The sequence below is a fragment of the Corynebacterium sp. SCR221107 genome (assembly GCF_027886475.1).
Taxonomy (GTDB): Bacteria; Actinomycetota; Actinomycetes; order Mycobacteriales; family Mycobacteriaceae; genus Corynebacterium.
Genome location: NZ_CP115670.1, coordinates 1,181,552 through 1,201,575, shown reverse-complemented (window position 1 = coordinate 1,201,575; position 20,024 = coordinate 1,181,552). Strand labels below are relative to the sequence as shown.

The window sequence follows — 20,024 nt, the reverse complement described above, 5'->3', positions numbered from 1 at the left end:
AGGTAGTCTGCCTGCAGGTTTACCGTGGCCTGTATGGTGCAGGTCTTTGCGAAACCGTCGAAATCAAAGGAGATCCGCGTGCGCGACGCTTCATCCCCAATCGGTGCCAACTCGGACGCTATGGGCAAAATGCCCTCACCCGCGATGGGTGCGAGGATGGGCGCTGGTACCGGTGGCATGGGAATAGGAATGGGCACAGCGGGTACGTCTTCCGGGATGAAAAAGCAGAAGCTGGGGGTACGACCGCTTCGCCGGCTGGTTTCTACCATGTGGCTGACCAAGGGCGCCTTTATCGCGGCGCTGGTATCCACCTTCATGGTGACCGCGTTCGACATCATCATCCCCATGCTGTCAGGATCGGCCGTCGATGTGGCAACCGGCCAGTCGGACACCCCGCTGGCCACGGTTGTCACCATTTTGGTCATCGTCGCCCTGGCACGCTACGTCTTCCAATTCGGCAGGCGCTTTACCGCAGGCCTGCTCTCGAACAGCCTGCAGCACACACTGCGTCTCCAGATCATGGAATCGCTCCTGCGTCTTGACGGTCCAGCCCAAGACAAGCTGCGTTCCGGGCAGCTGGTGTCCAGATCGATCTCCGACCTCAACCTCACCCAAGCAATGGTGGCCATGCTTCCGATGACCATCGGCCACCTGCTCAAGGTGGTGGGCACCATCGCGGTGCTGGTGTGGATTTCTCCGGTACTGTCTCTCATCGCGTTGGCGGTGATGCCGGTATTGATCGCGCTCACCTTTTTGTCTCGACGCACCCTTTTTGCCGCAACCTGGTCCGCCCAACAAGCAGTGGCTGACCTAGCTACCCATGTGGAGGAAACCACCACCGGCGTGCGGGTGGTCAAGGCCTTCGCCCAGGAAGAGCGCGAGATCACCAAGCTAGAGCGCATCGCCCGCGACATTTACGCCAAGATGATCCGCCAGGGCAGGATGCAGGCCCGCTTCCAGCCAGCCGTGCAACAACTGCCGGCCTTTGCCAATATCGCCGGCATCGGGGTGGGCGGCTACTTGGCCTTGCACGGGCACATCACCGTAGGCACCTTCCTGGCCTTTAGCGTCTACCTTTCCTCGCTGACGGCGGTGGCCTCGATGGTCGCGGGCATGATCGTGCAGATGCAGCTGGGCTACGCCTCGGCTGCCCGCGTCTTCGATGTCATCGACCTCGCCCCGGAGGTCCCCGATCCCGCGCACCCTGCGACGATGATCGACGGGCAACTGGGGCTTGAGCTTTCCGGGGTGACGTTTTCCATGACTACTCCGGCAGGAACCGACCACCGCATCTTGGACGAACTCAGCTTCAGAGTCGACCCGGGCGCGACCCTGGCGATCGTTGGACCTGCGGGTTCCGGCAAGTCCATTGCCATGAACGTCATCGCAGGATTCTACCGGCCCCGTGCGGGCAGGATCTGCTTCTTCAATACGGCTGGCGACACCGTAGACCTCGCCTCCTTGGCGCGTGCGGATGTCCGCCAGGCCATCGGCTATTGCAGCGACGAACCATTTCTGTTTTCCGCGAGCATCCGCGAAAACATCACCATGGGTCGGGATTTCAGTGAGGAAGAGATCATCGCCGCCGCGAAGGGTGCCCAAGCCCATGAGTTCATCTCGGCGCTGGAAGAAGGCTATGACCAGGTCATCGGCGAACGCGGCCTCACGCTCTCCGGCGGCCAGCGCCAACGCATTGCCCTGGCGCGCGTGCTCATACACAACCCGCGCATCTTGCTTCTCGACGATGCCACCTCGGCCATCGACGCCGAGACGGAACGCCGCATCTACGCGCATCTCAAAGAGCACTTTGCGGACACCACCATCGTCGCCATCGCGCACCGGCACTCCACCCTGGAGCTAGCCGACACCGTGGCCATGGTTGACCACGGCCGCCTGTTGGCCGCCGGCACACTGCCTGAAATGCAAGAAATCCATGCATTTTCCCAGCTCATGGACTATCAGCCCGCCCCACATCGGGCAGGCAAAGACCCGGTCATCCTGCTCGACCAGGAGGGATCAGAGCCACCTTTGGATGCGCTGTGGCCACGGGGGGCGAATGCAGCCGGGGCGATGCCCGCGATGTCCTCGAGCGCTGCCCGGATGAGCTCGCGGGCGGCAGGCGCCAACCCGATGTCCGGCGGGGTGCCAGCCCGCGGCGGGCGCGGTGGCATGGCAACGGCTGCGGCTACTCCGGCGACCCAGGAGCTCCTAGAACGGGTGGCAAAGCTGCCGCCGGCCACAGCTGTCCCGCCAGGGGATGCGGCACGCTTCCGTGCCTCCTTGGGCAAGGTCAGCGCTCATGCCTTGTTCTCGCATGTGCGTTGGCTGATCCTCGGCGTCATCGTGTTGTATGTGGTGGGTGTCGCCGCGGGACTTGCCGTGCCCAGCCTGATCCGTGTGGCCATCGACAAGGGCGTGCAGATGGCCGACGAGCAGGTGCTGTGGAAGGTCACCGCGCTAGGTGCGGGCATCGTTTTGCTCGCCTGGGCTATCAATGTGGCCACCACGATCCTTACCACTACTACCGGGGAACGGCTGCTGTTCGAGCTGCGCATCAGGAGCTATTCGCACCTGCAGCGACTGGGAATGGACTATTACGAGCGCACGATGTCCGGCACCATCCTCACCCGGATGACCACGGACATCGACGCTCTCAACACCTTCCTACAAACCGGGCTTGCCAACACGGTCGTCGCCCTGACCACGTTGGTGGGGATCATGGTGCTGCTGGCCATCACCTCCCCGCTGCTTGCGCTCATCGCCTTGGTGGGCATTCCCATCATCGCCGTAGCCACGGTCTATTTCCGGCGCTACTCCACCACGATGTACACCCGCGCAAGGGAAGAAGTTTCCTCGGTCAACGCCTACTTCCACGAATCCATCGCGGGACTTCGAGCCATGCAGTTGCACGGCATGGAAAGCTTCCGTCTCCAGGAGTTCGGCTCCAAGGCCAAGCGCTTTCGCGACACCCGCATCCGCACCCAGGCCGCGGTCGCCATCTACTTCCCCGGCATCAATGCGGTCAGCGAGCTGGCACAGGCGGCAACCCTGGCCGTGGGTGTCGGCCTCGTTGCCGATGGTCGCTTGGGAACCGGTGTCTTGGTGGCTTTCCTGCTCTATCTCGATCGGCTCTACACCCCGATCCAGCACCTATCCCAGGTTTTCGATAACTATCAACAAGCGCAGGTGGGATTCCGCCGCATCAGCGACCTCTTGGCAACCGCACCCTCGATCGTCGATAAGCACGATGCCGCAACCAGCTATCCCCCGCACGTGGTTGCCAACCGTGCCACCAAGGATGTGGCATTCAAGGATGTCGCATTCTCCTACGGGCAGCAGCTTCCGCTGGTCACCGAGCACCTCAGCGTCACGATTCAGGCCGGTTCGACGGTTGCCGTCGTCGGCCCCACAGGAGCAGGAAAGTCCACCTTCATCAAGCTCATCGAGCGCTTCTACGATCCGGTGCATGGCGTGGTCACCGCGGGCGATACCGACCTCAAGGAGTTCCCGGTGCACGGGTGGCGCTCGCGTATCGGATTCGTGCCTCAGGAGGCACACCTATTTTCCGGCACCATAGCCGACAACATTGCCTACGGGCGCCCCGAGGCGACCCGGGAAGAAATAACCGACGCCGCACGTCGCGTGGGTGCGTTATCGGCCATCGCCGCGATCCCCGGTGGTTTCCACGCCCGCATCGGCGAGCGCGGCCTAGGGCTTTCCTCCGGGCAACGCCAGCTGGTCGCACTCGCGCGCGCCGAGATGTGTCAACCTGCGATCATGCTGCTTGACGAAGCCACGGCCACACTGGATCCCGCAACCGAGGCGACGATTCTCAAGGCCTCGGAAAGGGTGACCCAATCACGCACCTCGGTGGTAGTTGCGCACCGCTTGGCCACCGCCGCCCGCGCCGACCGAATCCTTGTTGTGGACGAGGGCACTATCGTCGAGGATGGAACCCATGAGCAGCTACTTACTTTTGGGGGTAGATACGCCACACTCTGGGGCGGACAATAATCCTATTTTCGCAGCGTATTAACCTTGGTTCAGGAAGGTTCCACGAAGGAGCGTTAAATACGCCATTTAGGGGAAAGAAAGATTACAAAGAACCCGTTTGAACGGTTAGCCTGTATAGAGCTATTACGATGTGAAATACGTTGTTTATAGAAGTTAGACATCTCACAAAGAAATGAGGCGAGCACCTGCCGTGAGCAGCGCTAGTACCTTTGGTCAGAATCAGTGGCTGGTGGACGAAATGTTCCAGCAGTTCCAGAAGGATCCGCAGTCTGTTGACCCAGAGTGGCGTGAACTGTTTGAGAAGCAAGGCGCACCAACTGCCGCTGCCACTCCTTCGCAGCCGGTCGCCCAGGCTAAGGCCACCCAGACCCCCGCAGCGCCACAGGCCGCTCCGGTCCAGGCCGCCGCTGCCGCACCCGCTGAGCCTGCGCCTAAGCCAAAGAAGAAGCCAGCCTCCCCCATGGAGCGCGCTGTCGAGCTGCCTGAGGCCAGCGACAAGACCCTCAAGGGCATCTTTAAGGCCATCGCCAAGAACATGGATGAGTCCCTGGAAATCCCCACGGCGACCTCTGTTCGCGATATGCCGGTCAAGCTTATGTTCGAAAACCGCGCCATCATCAACGAGCATATGGCTCGCACCCACGGTGGCAAGGTTTCCTTCACCCACATCATCGGCTACGCCTTGGTCAAGGCCGTCATGGCCCACCCGACCATGAACAACAACTACTCCGTTGTTGACGGCAAGCCCACCGTGCACACCCCGGAGCACATCAACCTCGGCCTCGCCATCGACCTCACCCAGAAGGACGGCTCCCGCGCGCTGGTTGTTGCCGCCATCAAGGAGACCGAGAAGCTCAACTTCGCCGAGTTCGTCGAGAAGTACGAGGACATCGTCAAGCGTGGTCGCGACAACAAGCTGACCATGGACGATTACTCCGGCGTGACCATCTCCCTGACCAACCCGGGTGGCATCGGTACCCGGCACTCCGTCCCGCGCCTGACCAAGGGCCAGGGCGCCATCATCGGCGTGGGTTCCATGGATTACCCGGCCGAGTTTGCTGGTGCCTCCGTCGACCGCCTTGCCGAGCTGGGCGTGGGCAAGCTGGTTACCATCACCTCCACCTACGATCACCGCATCATCCAGGGCGCAGAGTCCGGCGAGTTCCTGCGCACCATGAGCCAGCTGTTCGTCGATGACGCCTTCTGGGACGACATCTTCGAGGCCATGCAGATTCCTTACTCCCCGATGCGTTGGGCCCAGGATCTGCCGAACACTGGCCTAGACAAGAACACCCGTGTCATGCAGCTGATCGAGGCCTACCGCTCCCGCGGCCACCTCATCGCCGACACCAACCCGCTGAAGTGGGTTCAGCCGGGCATGCCGGTTCCGGATCACCGCGACCTGGAGATCGAGACCCACGGCCTGACCCTGTGGGATCTCGACCGCAGCTTCCACGTCGGTGGCTTCGGTGGCAAGGAGACCATGACCCTGCGCGAGGTGCTCTCTCGCCTGCGCGCCGCTTACACCCTCAAGGTGGGCTCCGAGTACACCCACATCCTCGACCGCGACGAGCGCCTCTGGTTGCAGGATCGCCTCGAGGCAGGAATGCCCAAGCCGACGAACGCTGAGCAGAAGTACATCCTGCAGCAGCTCAACGCCGCCGAGGCTTTCGAGATGTTCCTGCAGACCAAGTACGTCGGCCAGAAGCGCTTCTCTCTGGAGGGTGCAGAGGCGCTGATCCCGCTGATGGACTCCGCCATCGATACCGCCGCCGGCCAGGGCTTGGACGAGGTTGTCATCGGCATGCCGCACCGCGGTCGCCTCAACGTGCTGTTCAACATCGTCAACAAGCCGCTGGCGACCATCTTCACCGAGTTCGAGGGTCACATCACCCCGAAGGCGGCCGGTGGTTCCGGTGACGTGAAGTATCACCTGGGCGCCGAGGGTACCCACCTGCAGATGTTCGGCGACGGCGAGATCAAGGTGTCGCTGACCGCTAACCCGTCTCACCTCGAGGCCGTTAACCCGGTCATGGAGGGCATCGCCCGCGCTAAGCAGGACATCTTGGACAAGGGCAAGGACGGCTACTCCGTCATGCCGCTGCTCCTGCACGGCGACGCTGCATTCGCCGGCCTGGGCATCGTCCCGGAGACCATCAACCTGGCTAACCTGCGCGGCTACACCGTGGGCGGCACCGTCCACATCGTGGTCAACAACCAGATCGGCTTCACCACCACCCCGGACTCCGGCCGCTCCAGCCACTACGCCACCGACCTGGCAAAGGCTTACGGCTGCCCGGTCTTCCACGTCAATGGCGAGGATCCGGAAGCTGTGGTGTGGGTGGGCCAGCTGGCCACCGAGTACCGCCGCCGCTTCGGCAAGGACGTGTTCATCGACATGATCTCCTACCGCAAGCGCGGCCACAACGAGGCCGACGATCCTTCGATGACCCAGCCGAAGATGTATAAGCTCATCGACGGCCGCAAGACGGTTCGTGAGCAGTACACCGCCGACCTCATCGGCCGTGGCGAGCTGACCAGCGCAGAGGCTGAGGCAGCCGAGCGCGACTTCCACGACCAGATGGAGGCCGTGTTCAACGAGGTCAAGGAGACCGAGAAGGCACCGTTCGAGCTGCAGGAAGGCATCACTGCAGCACAGCAGGTTCCGCATGGCCTCAAGACCAACATCACCCGCGAAGAGCTGGTCGAGATTAGTCAGGCCTACTCCACCGCGCCAGAAGGCTTCAACTTCCACCCCCGTGTGGCCCCTGTTGCCAAGAAGCGCATGGAGTCTGTGCTCGAGGGCGGCATCGACTGGGGCTGGGGCGAGCTAATCGCCTTCGGCTCGCTGGCAAACTCCGGCAAGCTGGTGCGCCTGGCCGGTGAGGATTCCCGCCGCGGTACCTTCACCCAGCGCCACGCCGTGGTCTACGATCCGGAGACCGGCGCCGAGTTCAACGGCATCAACGAGCTGGCTGAGCGCAAGGGCAACGGCGGCAAGTTCCTGGTTTACAACTCCGCTCTGACCGAGTACGCGGGCATGGGCTTCGAGTACGGTTACTCCGTGGGTAACCCGGATGCCGTGGTCGCCTGGGAGGCGCAGTTCGGCGACTTCGCCAATGGTGCACAGACCATCATCGACGAGTACGTGTCCTCCGGTGAGGCCAAGTGGGGCCAGACCTCCTCGGTCATCTTGCTGCTGCCGCACGGCTACGAGGGCCAGGGGCCGGACCACTCCTCCGCCCGCATCGAGCGTTACCTGCAGCTGTGTGCTGAGGGCACGATGACCGTCGCCCAGCCGTCGACCCCGGCCAACTACTTCCACCTGTTGCGCCGCCACGCTCTCGGCAACCTGAAGCGTCCGCTGGTCGTGTTCACCCCGAAGTCCATGCTGCGTATGAAGGCTGCGACCTCCTCGGTCGAGGACTTCACCGTGGTCGACAAGTTCCAGTCCGTCATCGACGATCCACGTTTCGTTTCCGGTGGCAAGGATCGCGCCGGCGTGAAGAAGATCCTGCTGGTGTCCGGCAAACTCTACTACGAGCTGGCTAAGCGCGCCGAGAAGGACAAGCGCGACGATGTCGCCATCGTGCGCGTGGAGATGCTGCACCCGATTCCGTTCAACCGCCTGAAGGAAACCTTCGACCTCTACACCAACGCCGAGGAGATCCGTTTCTGCCAGGACGAACCGGCGAACCAGGGGCCGTGGCCGTTTTTCAACGAGCACCTGCGCGAGCTCATCCCGGGTCTGCTGCCGTTCAAGCGCGTTTCTCGCCGCGCACAGGCTTCCACCGCGACCGGCCTTTCCAAGGTCCACGCCGTGGAGCAGGCTCAGCTTCTCGACGATGCTTTCGCCGAATAGGCCCGCTTCCCTCGCGGCCGGCTAGCTAGGCGGCACAGCAACAAGGCGGTACAGGTTAATTGGCCTGTACCGCCTTCTTTCGTTTCTTGCTTGCCGACCCTACCCAACTGCGCATAAAAAAGCTCCCCCGAAGGGGAGCCAGCAAAGTTTCTAGGTGGGGTAACGCTGCCCCACCTGATGAATTGGGCTACTCGATGCCCTTGCTGCTGATGTAGTCTGCTGCCAACTTGCGGGCCGACTCGCCGCCTTGGGCGCGCTGGACCAACTCCTTGATCTCGTCGGTGCGCAACGCGCCGGAGGCGATGTTCAGCGAAAGCCGTGTCTCGCGAGTGGCATGGTCGCTGAGGAAGACGGGCACAAAGTTCTGTGCCAGGTCCGTCGAGTCCTCGGCACAGCCGGATCCATTGGAGGGATCGGCGGCATCGAGGCCATTGCTCAAGCTTCCCACCATGGACTTATAGGTATCCTCGCGCAGCTCTGCCTGCACGGTGGGCGCGGTGCGATCCTTATCCGCGTAGTGCGCGCGCAATTCCTCGGCGCGGGTCGGGTTGAGCTCTTCGAGGATGGAGCCGGCGCAGCCGATGATCACGTCCGCGTTGGTATGGATGAGTGTGTCCACCATGGGGCCTTGCTTGGGGTCGACCATGATCATCGTGGTGTCCCGATCGCTTTTTTGCATCACCTGCTTGTAGATCTCGCCCAAGATGACCTGCTCATAGGAATTCGGGCTGATCGCAATGGTCAGCAGCCCGTGACGCTCGGGATCGCTAGGCGGTGCCGGTTCCTGGCTGGCGCACGAGGCCACTAGACAGGTGCTGAGAACGACAGCCCCCACGGCCAGGCCTCGGCGTAGTCTCGGACGCGCAGGGTGGAACATGGGGGCGATTCTCCTTTGGCAGTCAGGACGGGTGCGGCAGATAAACGCTTGTTTCCACAATGGAAAAGCTGTGCCCTCCAGGCCCCCTCCAGGCGCCGGCCAGGCCGAATATCGTGCCGATTAGATTCTAGCCTACCGGCTAAAGCCTGGCCCCAGGCCCTGGCCGGGCTGGCCGCTTTCCGTGGCACCCGGGCGCGGGGTGTGCCGGATATACTCGGCGATCTTGTCACGCGCCTCGCGTGCGCGCGGCGGCAGACACAATACGTCGTAGCGCCCGGCTACGACCTGGGTCTGGGAGATAAAGTCCCGCCGCCCACCGGTCATGGCGTAGGAGATGGCAGCGGTAACCAGTCCGAAGACCACGCCCATCGCCACGCCGATCGCCAGCGCGGAGGTCCAGTCGCCGACGAACAGACCCAACACGAGGCCGAAGAACATGCCCAGCCACGCGCCCGAGGCCGCCCCACCAAGCAAGACACGCCCCCAGGTCAAACGCCCGGTGACCTTTTCAACCTCCATGAGGTCCACGCCGACAATGGTGAGATCCTCCACCGGGAATTGTGCGTCGGAAAGCATGTCGACCGCGGCCTGGGCCTCCGCGTAGGTTTCAAAGCTGCCTACCGGCCAGCCCTCCGGCTTGGTACGCATGCCCGCCGACCGGCCCTGTGTGGCGGGTGTTTGCTGCGGGGAATTGAAAGCAAAGCTCACGGGGGATCCCTCCTAGGGGACAATTGCGAAATCTAAGGTGTTATCCACTTTATGCAACGCCTGTATCGGGGCAAAAGTTTCCACTCATGTCTGTCACACTGCTTTGAGCGTCAATGACTTCGCCGTAGGTGTCTGTGCGCGGTGTCTGTGCGGTGTGACGCGGTGGGCGTCGGCAAGCAAGGCACCGCCCGCGCAGCCGCTCACGCACGAATGCGGGAAAGCGTGGCTGAGTGACCCAGCCACGTGGCCGAAGAAAACGAAATCGATTCGTGAACTACACTCGTATTTCATGAGCGAAGTTACCCGGGTTTACGCAGGCCGCCTAGCCGGAATGGTCGTTCGCGGACCAGACACCGATGTCATCGGGCGCGTGCGCGATGTCATCGTCAATGTCCGCCCCGCCCCGCACACCTCCCGCGTGCTCGGCGTGGTTGTTGAGATGACCAACAAACGGCGCATCTTCCTGCCCATGCTGCGCATCGCTTCGATCGAACCGCAAGAAATTACCCTCGTCTCCGGCTCGGTGTCGCTGCGCGGGTTCAAGCCCCGCACAGGCGAGGTGTCTGTCATCGGCGATATTATCGGCTCAAAAGTCCACGTCGATGACCCGGAGCTTGAGCACCTGCATTCCCGAGCGTTAGAGATCGCCGACATCGAAATTGAAAGAACCCGCACCCGGGACTGGGCGATTTCCCGCGTCGCGGTCATCGGCGAGCGCCCCAAGTTCGGCCGCCGCCCCGACCTGCACACCGTGCCGTGGAATCACATCCACGGCCTTTACGCCGCCGGCTCCGGGCTTCCCGACGAAGCCGCCGAACTGCTGGCGGAGTTCGAGGACATGCGGCCAGCCGACGTAGCCACCGTCTTGTACAACCTGCCCGAGGCCCAGCGCGTGTCCGTAGCCAGTGAGCTTGACGACGAGCGCCTCGCCGACGTCCTTCAGGAGATGAGCGAGGATCGGCAGGCAGAGCTTTTGGAAACCCTCGACATCGAGCGCGCAGCCGACGTGCTGGAGGAAATGGACCCCGACGACGCCGCAGACCTGCTCGGCGAGCTCGACGAAGCCAAAGCCGACGTCCTGCTGGAACTGATGGATCCCGAGGAGTCCGCCCCGGTGCGCCGCCTCATGAGCTTTAGCCCCGACACCGTGGGCGCGCTCATGACCCCTGAGCCGCTTATCCTTTCCCCACAGACCACCGTCGCCGAGGCCCTGGCGCTGGCGCGTAACCCTGATCTTCCCACCTCCCTGGCGTCCATGGTGTTCGTCGTGCGCCCGCCCACCTCGACCCCGACAGGCAAGTATTTGGGCTGCGTGCACCTACAGAAGATGCTGCGCGAACCGCCGAGCACGCTCGTCTCGGGCATCCTCGATCCGGACCTGCCGCCCTTGTACGCCAATGATTCCCAGGAAACCGCGGCGCGTTTCTTCGCCACCTACAACCTTGTGTGCGGGCCGGTGCTCGACAACGATGGCCACCTGCTGGGCGCCGTCGCCGTCGACGACCTGCTCGATCACCTGCTTCCCGACGATTGGCGCGATACCGGCATCCGCCCGCATCACCACGCCCACCACGCACCAGGAAAGGAGTCCTAGCCCATGGCCGACTACAACCGTTCCCAGCTAGACACTCCCTTCCTGCCGCAGCGCCGAAGCTGGCTCAAGCTCGACGACGACACCGTCGGCGCCTACGCCGAGCGCATCGCCCGCTTCTTCGGCACCGGCCGCTACCTCATGTGGCAGACCGTCTTCGTTGCCGTCTGGATCCTGCTCAACGTGGGCGGCTGGTGGTTTAGCTGGGACGAGTACCCCTTCATCCTGCTCAACCTCGCGTTTTCCACCCAGGCCGCCTACGCCGCCCCGCTCATCCTCCTGGCCCAGAATCGTCAAGAAGACCGCGACCGCATCTCGCTCAACGAGGACCGCCGCCGCGCCTTCGAGACCAAGGCCGACACCGAGTTCATCACCCGCGAGCTCGCAGGCCTGCGCCTCAGCTTGGGCGACATGGTCTCGCGCGACTACTTACGCCGCGAGCTCGAGGACGTGCACTCGATGCTCGAACGCATCGAGGCAAAGCTGGACGACGAAGCTGCGGCGCGCATCGCCACCCGGCACATGCTCGACAGCTCGGCCATCGAACAACTCACCGACCCAACCCAAGGCGATGTCATCGAAGAACATCACGACGACTCCCCTTCCGACAACCGACTCCAATAACCACCGCTGCCTGCAACAATCCGCTCAGATCCCTGGGTGGAAGTCGCCAGAGGCGACAGCGTATTGTGGTTAGGCAATGAATACTGACATGAATCAACACACCCCCTCCGCCGACGCTGTCGGCATTAGCGAAGCCCAGGTGCGCGCAGCTCTCGCGCGCGTCGAGGACCCGGAGATCGGCCGCCCCATCACCGAACTCGGCATGGTCAAGTCCATCTCCGTCGACGGCCCGGACGTCAACGTTGAGATATACCTGACTATCGCCGGCTGTCCCATGAAAAACACCCTGGTGGATAACTCCAAGGCCGCCATTGAAGACATCGACGGGGTGGGCATGGTCACCGTGGCCACCGACGTCATGAGCGACGAGCAGCGCCGCGAGCTGCGCCAAAGCCTGCGCGGCACCGCCGACGAGCCCGTCATTCCCTTCGCGCAGCCAGATTCCACCACCCGCGTCTTCGCCGTGGCCTCCGGCAAGGGTGGTGTGGGCAAGTCCTCCATGACCGTCAATTTGGCAACCGCCCTTGCCGCCCGCGGGCTCAAGGTCGGTGTCCTGGACGCCGATATCTACGGCCACTCCGTCCCCGGCATGCTCGGCGCCACCGAGCGCCCCCATGCCGTCGACGACATGATCATGCCCCCGCAGGCACACGGCGTGAAGCTGATTTCGATCGCTCACTTCGTCGAAGGCAACGCGCCCGTCGTCTGGCGCGGCCCGATGCTCCACCGCGCCATCCAGCAGTTCCTTGCCGACGTCTTCTGGGGCGACCTCGATATCCTCCTGCTCGACCTACCGCCGGGAACCGGCGACATCGCCATCTCCGTGGCCCAGCTCGTCCCCAACGCCGAGCTGCTCATCGTCACCACCCCGCAGGCAGCGGCCGCCGAGGTCGCCGAACGCGCCGGCACCATCTCCATGCAAACGCACCAGAAGATTGCCGGCGTCATCGAGAACATGGGCGCCATGGTGCTTCCCGACGGCACCACCGTCGACGTCTTTGGCTCCGGCGGTGGCGAGGCCGTCACCGAACGCCTCAAGGCGCTGACCGGCACCCCCGTCAAACTCTTGGGTAGCGTCCCGCTCGACCCCCGGCTGCGCGAGGGCGGCGACGCTGGCACCCCGATTGCCCTGTCGGCACCCGAGTCCCCCACCGGCAAGGCTATCCACGCGATCGCTGACCAGCTCGTCGTGCGTCGCGAGTCCCTGGCAGGCAAGTCCCTCGGCCTGGGTGTGACCCGCCACTAGGTCACAGACACTCAACCCCGTAACCGCACATGCTTTACGGTTACGGGGTTTCATGCGTGGCTCAATCGCATCACCGTAGACGCTGCTTGGACTTTCGGTGCACTGCTGAGGTTTCGGTGGCGGTGCCTGACTTGGCTGTTTGAGGTGTGCTCAACTTGACTGTTGACAAGTAGACATGCGGTTTTAGCATGAGGGATGGGTGTTTTCCGCACCGATGGGGCGATTGATGGGGCCAGCAGTAATGGGGGCAGGGCGGTGGCCGCTGCGGCACTAGGCTCATCGGGGGCGGTGTAGACCTTCTTCAGTGCCGCTGATACAGCCTTGCGGTCTGCGTATGCCACCCGCCGGTGAGCAGCACGAATAAGATGGACAACGCAGTTCTGAACCTTTGGCCCTAGCCAGGGCTGCTTCCACTGCTTCCGGCAGGCCTTTCAGCCCGTCTCAGCGCGTAGATCAGCCTAGCTCATTGCGTCAACGGTGCCTTGGCGTTCTCGTTCGTTTTTCACCCACTTGCCAAGAAGTCCGGCGCTGACACCGATCTCGTCACCCCACACGGGCAATCGGTCGACCGGACCAGATGACAAGCCTAGCCGCCTCCGCCCGGTATTTGAGGGGTGAACTTCTTGCGTTGCTGACTCATGATGAACATCTGCTCCTACGGACACACGATCCGTACTAATTGTGTGTCCACAACTCGAGGGTAATCACAGGCGAGAGCGAAAGCGGCAACGGTCTGGATTCGTGGGCTAGATGATAAAGGGCAAGGCAAGGCACGCAGCCAGGGTCACTAGGACAAAGGCCGCGAAGGCCTTGCCCTGCCACGTTGCATAGTTAAAATCGATGCCGATGCCATACCGTTTCTCAACGATGACGGATGGATCCGCGGGGTTGTAATAGAAGGCCCCCCATTTATAGGCGTGACCATCGTCCGAGCCTACTCTGGTGTCCCGAACACCGGTGCGCCGGAGGTCGTCCTCGAGCGAATTCTGCACAGTAGCAAGGTAGCCGACCAGCCCGAGTCCGCCGACAAGCGAAACCACGAGCACCAAAGCCATCGTCATCGGCGCCTGCCCGTGAAATTCGGGATGATAAAGGACGACCTGCATCATGCCGAAGGACGCGGCTAGGGTGGCCATGAGCCAGCCGAGGCCGACGTTCGTCGCGGCCATCATTGCATAGTTATGTAGCCTGCCCTCTCCGTTTGAAGCAGCACTATCGGCGCCGAATGAGCGCGCACTTGCAACCACGAGCGCAGAGATCAGCAACATGAGCGCCACCAGTCCCAGGGCAACGAAACTCAAGGCGAAGACTGACGCGATTGACTTTTCACTCCACGCGTCAGGCTCAAAACCATTGCCCCAATGCGTCGGGATGGTCTCCGGGAGTTGCGAGTACTGGCTAGCCATTATCACCACCGACGCACCCACCGACACCAGCGCAATCAAAGCCTGTGTCCACGGCATTCGCACTGCTGGCGTCCGCTTGGCCATGCGTGACGACGCCTGCGGCTGGCTCGACCCTTCGCCGATCACCCGCACCACCTGCCTGCGAGCGTTGGAATAGGTAAGCAGCGCCAGCAGCAGCTGGGCCAAGGTAACCCAAGGCATGCGCCACAGAAGCTGCGCGACCCCCAAAGCGACGGCCGTGGCAACTATGGCGATCCGATAGGAGCGCACCACCTGCCGGATAGTTTTGTCGCCGTGTTGCGACGCTTGGACATTGACCCCCAAAATCCCGTCGTCCCGAATCCCTGACGGCCTCGCCGCAGCCAAGATCCAGCCAACCAAGAGCGTGGATACCATCCAGGTCAGTGCGGCGATGTCAAGGGTCAATGGTCACTCCTTTAAGGGACAGGCAGCGCAAGAGGTGCAGCGTTGATCAATAACACCCACCACCTTAGTGAAATCGAAACCCGCTGGCCACCACCTTTTCGAAACCAACAACCGAATCCATGACCATTTCTGGCTTGAATCCGTTGAGACCATAGAAAAGACGCAGGGGCGTTTCCCTACTTCCTGTGACACCCTCACGCGCTCAACTGGCATCATTTTCTTTTCACCGCCGATTGCTCCACACCCTTTGACCCGGCAGTAAAGCCTCGCATAAACGAGTAAATCGTTGAGTGCAAGGGCACCGGTACTCTCAGTGACACTGATACATTGGTGGATCCGGCACCGGCCGCAAGGGGCAGGTCGCAACAGCTGACCCCAACTTAACAAGCCCAAGGAATCCCGGAGGCAAGTCCCCTTTCGGCAACCAGCCCGACGGAACAATGTGCACGAAACCTGATCAGTTGAAAGCCGAAGCCACACGCATCATCAACGGTGACCAGCCCACAGTGGATCACGATTGAAATCACCCCAACCCACAACCTGCCGTTGAGCATTCGAAAGACAACCCACAAACGATTCTTCCCACAAAACTGACTTCCATTGCGACCGCAGTAATGCCTGCCACCAACGCTAAGAACCCAAAGCAGCCCCAACGGAAATGATCAGATAGTCGCTGACCTCGCGCATGCTCCCATCAACCAGCCAAACCCAAAGTTCAATTCCATTGAAACCCTACCTCCACCCACACCGAAGACTCCACCAACCCACGCCCCAACAACGCCATGGCTACTCCCACCATCAGCCACATAAAGGAAAAACAACACGGCTAAGCGTCAAATGCTCCGCCGGGCGTCGAAAAACCGCAGCCTCAGACTGACCACAAAGCACAAAAACCAATCACGCAGATACCCCACTAACCACCGAGAAAACCCACCTCGTCACCGCGATCTCAACCCGTGACCTCCACAACAAAAAATAGCCAATCCGGGATACGGGGTTTCATGGGTGGCTAAATCACATCACCGTAGACGCTGCTTGGCCCCTCGGTGCCCTGCTGCGGTTTCGGCTGCGGATTCTGCGGGGTGGGTGTTGCCTGCTGCTGGTTCTTTTTTGCGTAGATCTCCGCGTAGTTAAACGTCGGACGCGCGGGCTGGGTCGGCTGTGCCGAAGGCGCTGCGTGCGAGTCTGAGCGCGCTGCCTCTTGCTTGGCTTGACGCCGTTGCTTGCGAGGCGAAGGCCGTGTCGACGGTCGTGGGTCCTCCTCGATGAGCTTCTTCGGGTTGAAGGATTCCATGAATTCTTCATCGTCATCGAACAAGGCCTTGGTGATCACACCGCGCGGCCCCATGCGCTGAATCGAGGCGATCTGCGACAAGGGCTTCTGAAACTCCTCGAGGTCTTCGCCGAACTCGCCGTTGAGCTCCGCCTTGGCGTTATTGATTGCCTTGCGGGCAGCATAGATGGCCGCGCGGACATCCTCGATCACGCGAGGAAGCTTCTCCGGGCCAACGATGATAATGCCGATTACCACCACGGTAAGGATCTCTGGCCAACCTATCGAGTCAAACACAGGTGTCTACTTTACCCTCATCACCGCGCTTGCCGACGCACGCAGGCGCCACCAACGCCAGCTACTATTTCTTGTTGCGCTTTTGCCGAGTCATCGCATCCAGCTTGGCCAGAAACGACTTGCTCTTGGCCTCCAGCTCCTCGGCGGTAGGGCCGGCCGGGCACGATTGTGCGATTTGGGTCAGCTTGGCCACCAAATCCGACGATGCATGCACCGAATCGCTCGTTGCTTGACGCAGGCGCTCGGCGGCGGAGCGTTGGCGATGGACCTCCTGGCGGCACTCCTCGCAATGCACCAGGTGCACCCTGGCGCGGTGCACCGCGGCCTGGCTGAGCTCATTGTCCACATACGCGGCCACGGCCTCGGGATTGAGATGCTCGACAGAGGCAAACTCATGGATCGTGACGCGGCGCTTGATGGTGAGGTGCTTGATCCGAACTGCCTCCGCGCGCAGGTATTCGCGATCAAAGCGGGCATGGTGAGACCCATCATCAGAGTGGAAGGCCTTGGGGCTTTGCATATCTGGCCTCCTTCCTCGAACGAGTGTGGTGGAAATGAACACGGAAATTAACGTTGACGGAGTTTCGCGGTATGACTTGGGAACCTGGGGGCAAAACTACAGCACACACCGTTGTAACCACTGTCATTAGCCTAACGCTTGATACGACAGCCAAGTTCCCTCAACACGAAGGTGAGTGCTTTGAAAAGCTCCGCAATCACACGAACCCTCGCCGGTGCGGGACCTAGCCACGCGCGGTGAGGGTCTGTGAGAGCAGGTTCCGCTAGCTCTGATTCGGGATCAGCAGGGAGGCGCCTTCATCGGTTTCGGCAGCCAGTTCCAACGCCGCGCGCAGCTGGGAACGCCCGCGGTGGATGCGGGAACGCACCGTACCCATCTTCACCCCCAGGGTGTCTGCGATTTCGTCATAGCTCATGCCCACCACGTCACACAAAACCACCGCCACGCGGAAATCGGGGCTAAGGCCATCGAGCGCGTCCTGAAGTGCCGGGTCCAAGTTGGCCACGGTATAGGCCTGCTCCGGGGTCATATCCGTTCCAGGAACCCGCTCATAATCCTCCGGCAGCGCCTCCATTCGGATCTTGCTGCGGTGGCGAACCATATCCAAAAAGAGGTTGGTGGTAATGCGGTGTAGCCATCCCTCAAAGGTGCCGGGCTGGTAGTTCTTCAGTGAACGGAACACGCGCATGAAGGTTTCCTGAGTAAGGTCCTCCGCGTCATGCTGGTTACCGGACAGGCGGTAGGCCAGGCGATAGACGCTATCTGCGTGCTCCTCAACCAACTGCGCCCATGAAGGCATCTCACCGGTTCCTGCGTCAAATGCTGCAGTGCCAGTGAGATGCGTAGCCTCCTGCGGGCTGGACTGGGTGTGGTCGTCGGCTGAACGTGTCATGCGCCCCATTGTGCCCGATATTGGTTGGGATTGCCAGCGAGCTTCCTGAAAGAATCCTGTCAATCATTCCGTTTGTCATTCTCCGGGTTTTTAACAATTATCCCAGGTGGAATCGCACTTGGATAGCACGTGTGTACCCCTCAATTCCTTCATTAACAGGATCTTTGTTCCCATGAAATAATAAGGACGATATTCTCTCCATCTATCGCCACAATAGTCATATGATTATTTGACCAATCCCATCACAGGCATGGTCACCTGATCGATGACGTACCGATTCATTTAAGGAGCACGTCCCCATGCCCGCCACCGCAGCCCGGACATACACCATGGTTCTCGATTGGCTCGAGGACCAGCTTCGGCAGGGGACGATCGGAGTGGGAGACAAACTCCCCGGCGAACGTGCCCTCGCCGAGCAATTCGAGATATCACGCTCCTCTGTCCGCGAGGCCATAAAGGTCGCCGATGCGATGGGGCTTGTCCGCTCCGCCACCGGCTCCGGCCCCAACGCTGGTGCGATCGTCATCGCCGAGCCTTCGGCCGCATTGAAGTGGGCGCTGCGCATGCACGTCTACACCAAGGCCTTGCCTGTGGCCGATATCGTCGGAACGCGCGTCATGATCGAGTCTCAGGCTGCCGCGGACGCGGCCTTGAGCCAGAACTCCCCCGAGCGCGACGCCGCCTTGGCACGTGCCCAGGAGCTTATCGAGGTCATGGACGATCCTGGACTTCCCAAGGATGAATACCACCGGATCGACACCGAATTCCACCTGGTGATCACGTCCCTGGCAGGAAATATCGTGGTCGACACCATCATGGAGTCGCTGCGCGAGGCCACGATGAGCTATGTGCGTGAGGCCGTGGCCAACCGCGACGACTGGCGTGACATCGTGGTCCACCTCCAGGAGCAACACAAGCGCATTCTCGCTGCGGTCATCGATCGCCAGCCCGATGCCGCTGCCAATGCCGTACGTGAACACATCACCTGGTTCTACTCCGTGGCCGGTGGCGCCATCTACACCTAGACCGACCCGATTCCCCTTCGCGGACCTTGACGCATGCCAGGTATGCCACAGGTCAGTTCGACGCAAGCGTTCCTTTAGAGGCCACGATTGATCCTCCTATCGAATTTTTCCACCCCCATGATTCCATCCATTGCTTTGCTGGGCGCTCAGAACTAGCACTGCATAGAGAGGAATGTGTTGAGCTCACGCCTTACTTGCCAGCAAGCTGCTGACGCATGGCCGGACAATGATGGCCCTCACTGACAAAAGAGGCCACATGTGGCTGTACGCGTCGACTTTGAGTGAGATCGGACCCGGCTCGGACGGAACATGTCTTCCTTGCACTCAAAGCGAATTTTGGTGGCGAGGCGCTGTTACTTCGCGGTGCAAGAAATCAATCTCCCCATGGTAGGCGGTTCGAGTTTTCCCACGAAAAGGGGATCTTTCCGATCCGGCAAACTCATTCATCACTTCAGTCACTAGCTTGCGCGACACGGCGGGGCCACGGTTGCTGTGGAAGGTTCGTCGCCTATCATTGCCACTTGTGACCGATTCTGTTATTGATGCCCTCCGTTCCTACGTGGAAGGGACCTCCCCTGTGTCCCCCGCTTTAGCCACAGCTATCGAGGATGCCGCCGAGTTCGGCCTTCCCATCCCCGATGCGATGACCGGCCAGTTGTTGAGCACGCTCGCGGCTACCACCGGGGCGCACAACGCTATCGCCGTCACCCCCGCCGCCGGCGCTGTCGGGCTCTACTTGCTTGAGGGCCTGCCGGAGTCTGCCATTTTGTCCTGCATCGACCCCGAGCCGGAGCACCAACGCCGCGCCAAGATCACGTTCCGCGAGGCGGGCTACTCCCCCTCCCGCATCCGTTTCCTTCCGTCACGGCCGCTGGATGTCATGTCAAGGCTTGCCGACGGCTCCTATCAGCTCGTATACGGCGAGGTTGCCCCGCTGATCCTCAAGTCTTTCGTCGACGCCGCCCTGCGACTTCTTGCCCCAGGAGGGGTCCTGATCCTCGCGGACGCGCTTCTAGATGGCACCATCGCCGATTCCTCGCGCAAAGACCGCGACACCGTCGCCGCCCGCGAGGCCGACGAATACTTCCGTTCCCTCGAGGGCGTGCACGTCACGAGGCTTCCTCTCGGCGCTGGCATGACCATTATCACGTTGAAGCGCTAAGCCACCCCTGTTGCTTGCGCGCCCTGCCCAACTTGCCTACTTCGTTGCGGCAGACGATAAGCCCGCGGGTCCACGACAGCTCTAGCGTCAATAAGGTCTCA

At 61.6% G+C, this 20,024-nt stretch carries 13 protein-coding genes and 1 pseudogene; 7 read left to right on the top strand and 7 right to left on the bottom strand.

All coding sequences use genetic code 11. The features are described from left to right. The first annotated feature begins 216 nt into the window (after window positions 1-216). Together PAB09_RS05400 and PAB09_RS05395 are read left to right on the top strand one after the other, a co-directional pair. Window positions 217-4,014: an ABC transporter ATP-binding protein gene (locus PAB09_RS05400; protein ID WP_442873738.1), complete on the top strand. Its 3,798-nt coding sequence runs from the start codon at window positions 217-219 to the stop codon at window positions 4,012-4,014. Window positions 4,015-4,204: 190 nt separating this feature from the next. Then, complete coding sequence (locus PAB09_RS05395) at window positions 4,205-7,876, top strand: multifunctional oxoglutarate decarboxylase/oxoglutarate dehydrogenase thiamine pyrophosphate-binding subunit/dihydrolipoyllysine-residue succinyltransferase subunit (RefSeq protein ID WP_271035002.1); 3,672 nt, start codon at window positions 4,205-4,207, stop codon at window positions 7,874-7,876. A gap of 187 nt (window positions 7,877-8,063) precedes the next feature. Here PAB09_RS05395 and PAB09_RS05390 read toward each other — a convergent pair whose 3' ends face one another. Both PAB09_RS05390 and PAB09_RS05385 read right to left on the bottom strand, forming a co-directional pair. Further along, entirely contained in the window at window positions 8,064-8,753 is a 690-nt protein-coding gene (locus PAB09_RS05390; RefSeq protein WP_271035001.1) for a hypothetical protein, read from the bottom strand. Window positions 8,754-8,885: 132 nt separating this feature from the next. Further along, entirely contained in the window at window positions 8,886-9,401 is a 516-nt protein-coding gene (locus PAB09_RS05385; RefSeq protein ID WP_271035278.1) for a general stress protein, read from the bottom strand. Between the two features lie 349 nt (window positions 9,402-9,750). Here PAB09_RS05385 and PAB09_RS05380 point away from each other — a divergent pair, with 349 nt between their 5' ends. The 3 genes from PAB09_RS05380 to PAB09_RS05370 all read left to right on the top strand — a co-directional run bounded on the left by PAB09_RS05380 (window position 9,751) and on the right by PAB09_RS05370 (window position 12,922). Further along, the gene (locus tag PAB09_RS05380) at window positions 9,751-11,055 is read left to right on the top strand and encodes a magnesium transporter MgtE N-terminal domain-containing protein (RefSeq protein ID WP_271035000.1); all 1,305 of its coding nucleotides are present in this window, start codon (window positions 9,751-9,753) and stop codon (window positions 11,053-11,055) included. 3 nt (window positions 11,056-11,058) lie between these two features. Further along, window positions 11,059-11,676 (top strand): DUF1003 domain-containing protein, encoded by a 618-nt coding sequence (locus tag PAB09_RS05375; RefSeq protein ID WP_271034999.1) that lies wholly within the window; start codon window positions 11,059-11,061, stop codon window positions 11,674-11,676. A gap of 88 nt (window positions 11,677-11,764) precedes the next feature. Then, on the top strand, window positions 11,765-12,922 hold the full coding sequence (locus tag PAB09_RS05370; RefSeq protein WP_271034998.1) for an Mrp/NBP35 family ATP-binding protein: 1,158 nt from the start codon (window positions 11,765-11,767) through the stop codon (window positions 12,920-12,922). Window positions 12,923-13,179: 257 nt separating this feature from the next. Here the strand turns inward: PAB09_RS05370 and PAB09_RS05365 are convergent. The 5 genes and pseudogenes from PAB09_RS05365 to sigE form a co-directional block, all read right to left on the bottom strand. After that, window positions 13,180-13,363 (bottom strand): annotated as a pseudogene (locus tag PAB09_RS05365) (transposase); the annotation flags it as partial. Between the two features lie 305 nt (window positions 13,364-13,668). Further along, complete coding sequence (locus PAB09_RS05360; protein WP_271034997.1) at window positions 13,669-14,754, bottom strand: DUF1648 domain-containing protein; 1,086 nt, start codon at window positions 14,752-14,754, stop codon at window positions 13,669-13,671. A 1,009-nt stretch (window positions 14,755-15,763) separates the two neighbouring features. Beyond that, the gene (locus tag PAB09_RS05355; RefSeq protein WP_271034996.1) at window positions 15,764-16,324 is read right to left on the bottom strand and encodes a Sec-independent protein translocase TatB; all 561 of its coding nucleotides are present in this window, start codon (window positions 16,322-16,324) and stop codon (window positions 15,764-15,766) included. Window positions 16,325-16,388: 64 nt separating this feature from the next. After that, entirely contained in the window at window positions 16,389-16,844 is a 456-nt protein-coding gene (locus PAB09_RS05350) for an anti-sigma factor family protein (RefSeq protein ID WP_271034995.1), read from the bottom strand. Between the two features lie 262 nt (window positions 16,845-17,106). Next, on the bottom strand, window positions 17,107-17,736 hold the full coding sequence (gene sigE / locus PAB09_RS05345) for an RNA polymerase sigma factor SigE (RefSeq protein WP_271034994.1): 630 nt from the start codon (window positions 17,734-17,736) through the stop codon (window positions 17,107-17,109). A 299-nt stretch (window positions 17,737-18,035) separates the two neighbouring features. Between sigE and PAB09_RS05340 the strand changes: the two genes are divergently transcribed. Then, entirely contained in the window at window positions 18,036-18,761 is a 726-nt protein-coding gene (locus PAB09_RS05340) for a FadR/GntR family transcriptional regulator (RefSeq protein WP_271034993.1), read from the top strand. Window positions 18,762-19,284: 523 nt separating this feature from the next. Further along, window positions 19,285-19,923: an O-methyltransferase gene (locus tag PAB09_RS05335; protein WP_271034992.1), complete on the top strand. Its 639-nt coding sequence runs from the start codon at window positions 19,285-19,287 to the stop codon at window positions 19,921-19,923. The last annotated feature ends 101 nt before the right edge of the window (window positions 19,924-20,024 follow it).

Bases quoted from the DNA above. Each gene is read 5' to 3' on its own strand.
- PAB09_RS05400 (WP_442873738.1), top strand. From the start codon at position 217: ATGAAAAAGCAGAAGCTGGGGGTACGACCGCTTCGCCGGCTGGTTTCT.
- PAB09_RS05390 (WP_271035001.1), bottom strand. From the start codon at position 8,753: ATGTTCCACCCTGCGCGTCCGAGACTACGCCGAGGCCTGGCCGTGGGG.
- PAB09_RS05385 (WP_271035278.1), bottom strand. From the start codon at position 9,401: ATGCGTACCAAGCCGGAGGGCTGGCCGGTAGGCAGCTTTGAAACCTAC.
- PAB09_RS05380 (WP_271035000.1), top strand. From the start codon at position 9,751: ATGAGCGAAGTTACCCGGGTTTACGCAGGCCGCCTAGCCGGAATGGTC.
- PAB09_RS05375 (WP_271034999.1), top strand. From the start codon at position 11,059: ATGGCCGACTACAACCGTTCCCAGCTAGACACTCCCTTCCTGCCGCAG.
- PAB09_RS05370 (WP_271034998.1), top strand. From the start codon at position 11,765: ATGAATCAACACACCCCCTCCGCCGACGCTGTCGGCATTAGCGAAGCC.
- PAB09_RS05350 (WP_271034995.1), bottom strand. From the start codon at position 16,844: ATGCAAAGCCCCAAGGCCTTCCACTCTGATGATGGGTCTCACCATGCC.
- sigE (WP_271034994.1), bottom strand. From the start codon at position 17,736: ATGACACGTTCAGCCGACGACCACACCCAGTCCAGCCCGCAGGAGGCT.
- PAB09_RS05340 (WP_271034993.1), top strand. From the start codon at position 18,036: ATGCCCGCCACCGCAGCCCGGACATACACCATGGTTCTCGATTGGCTC.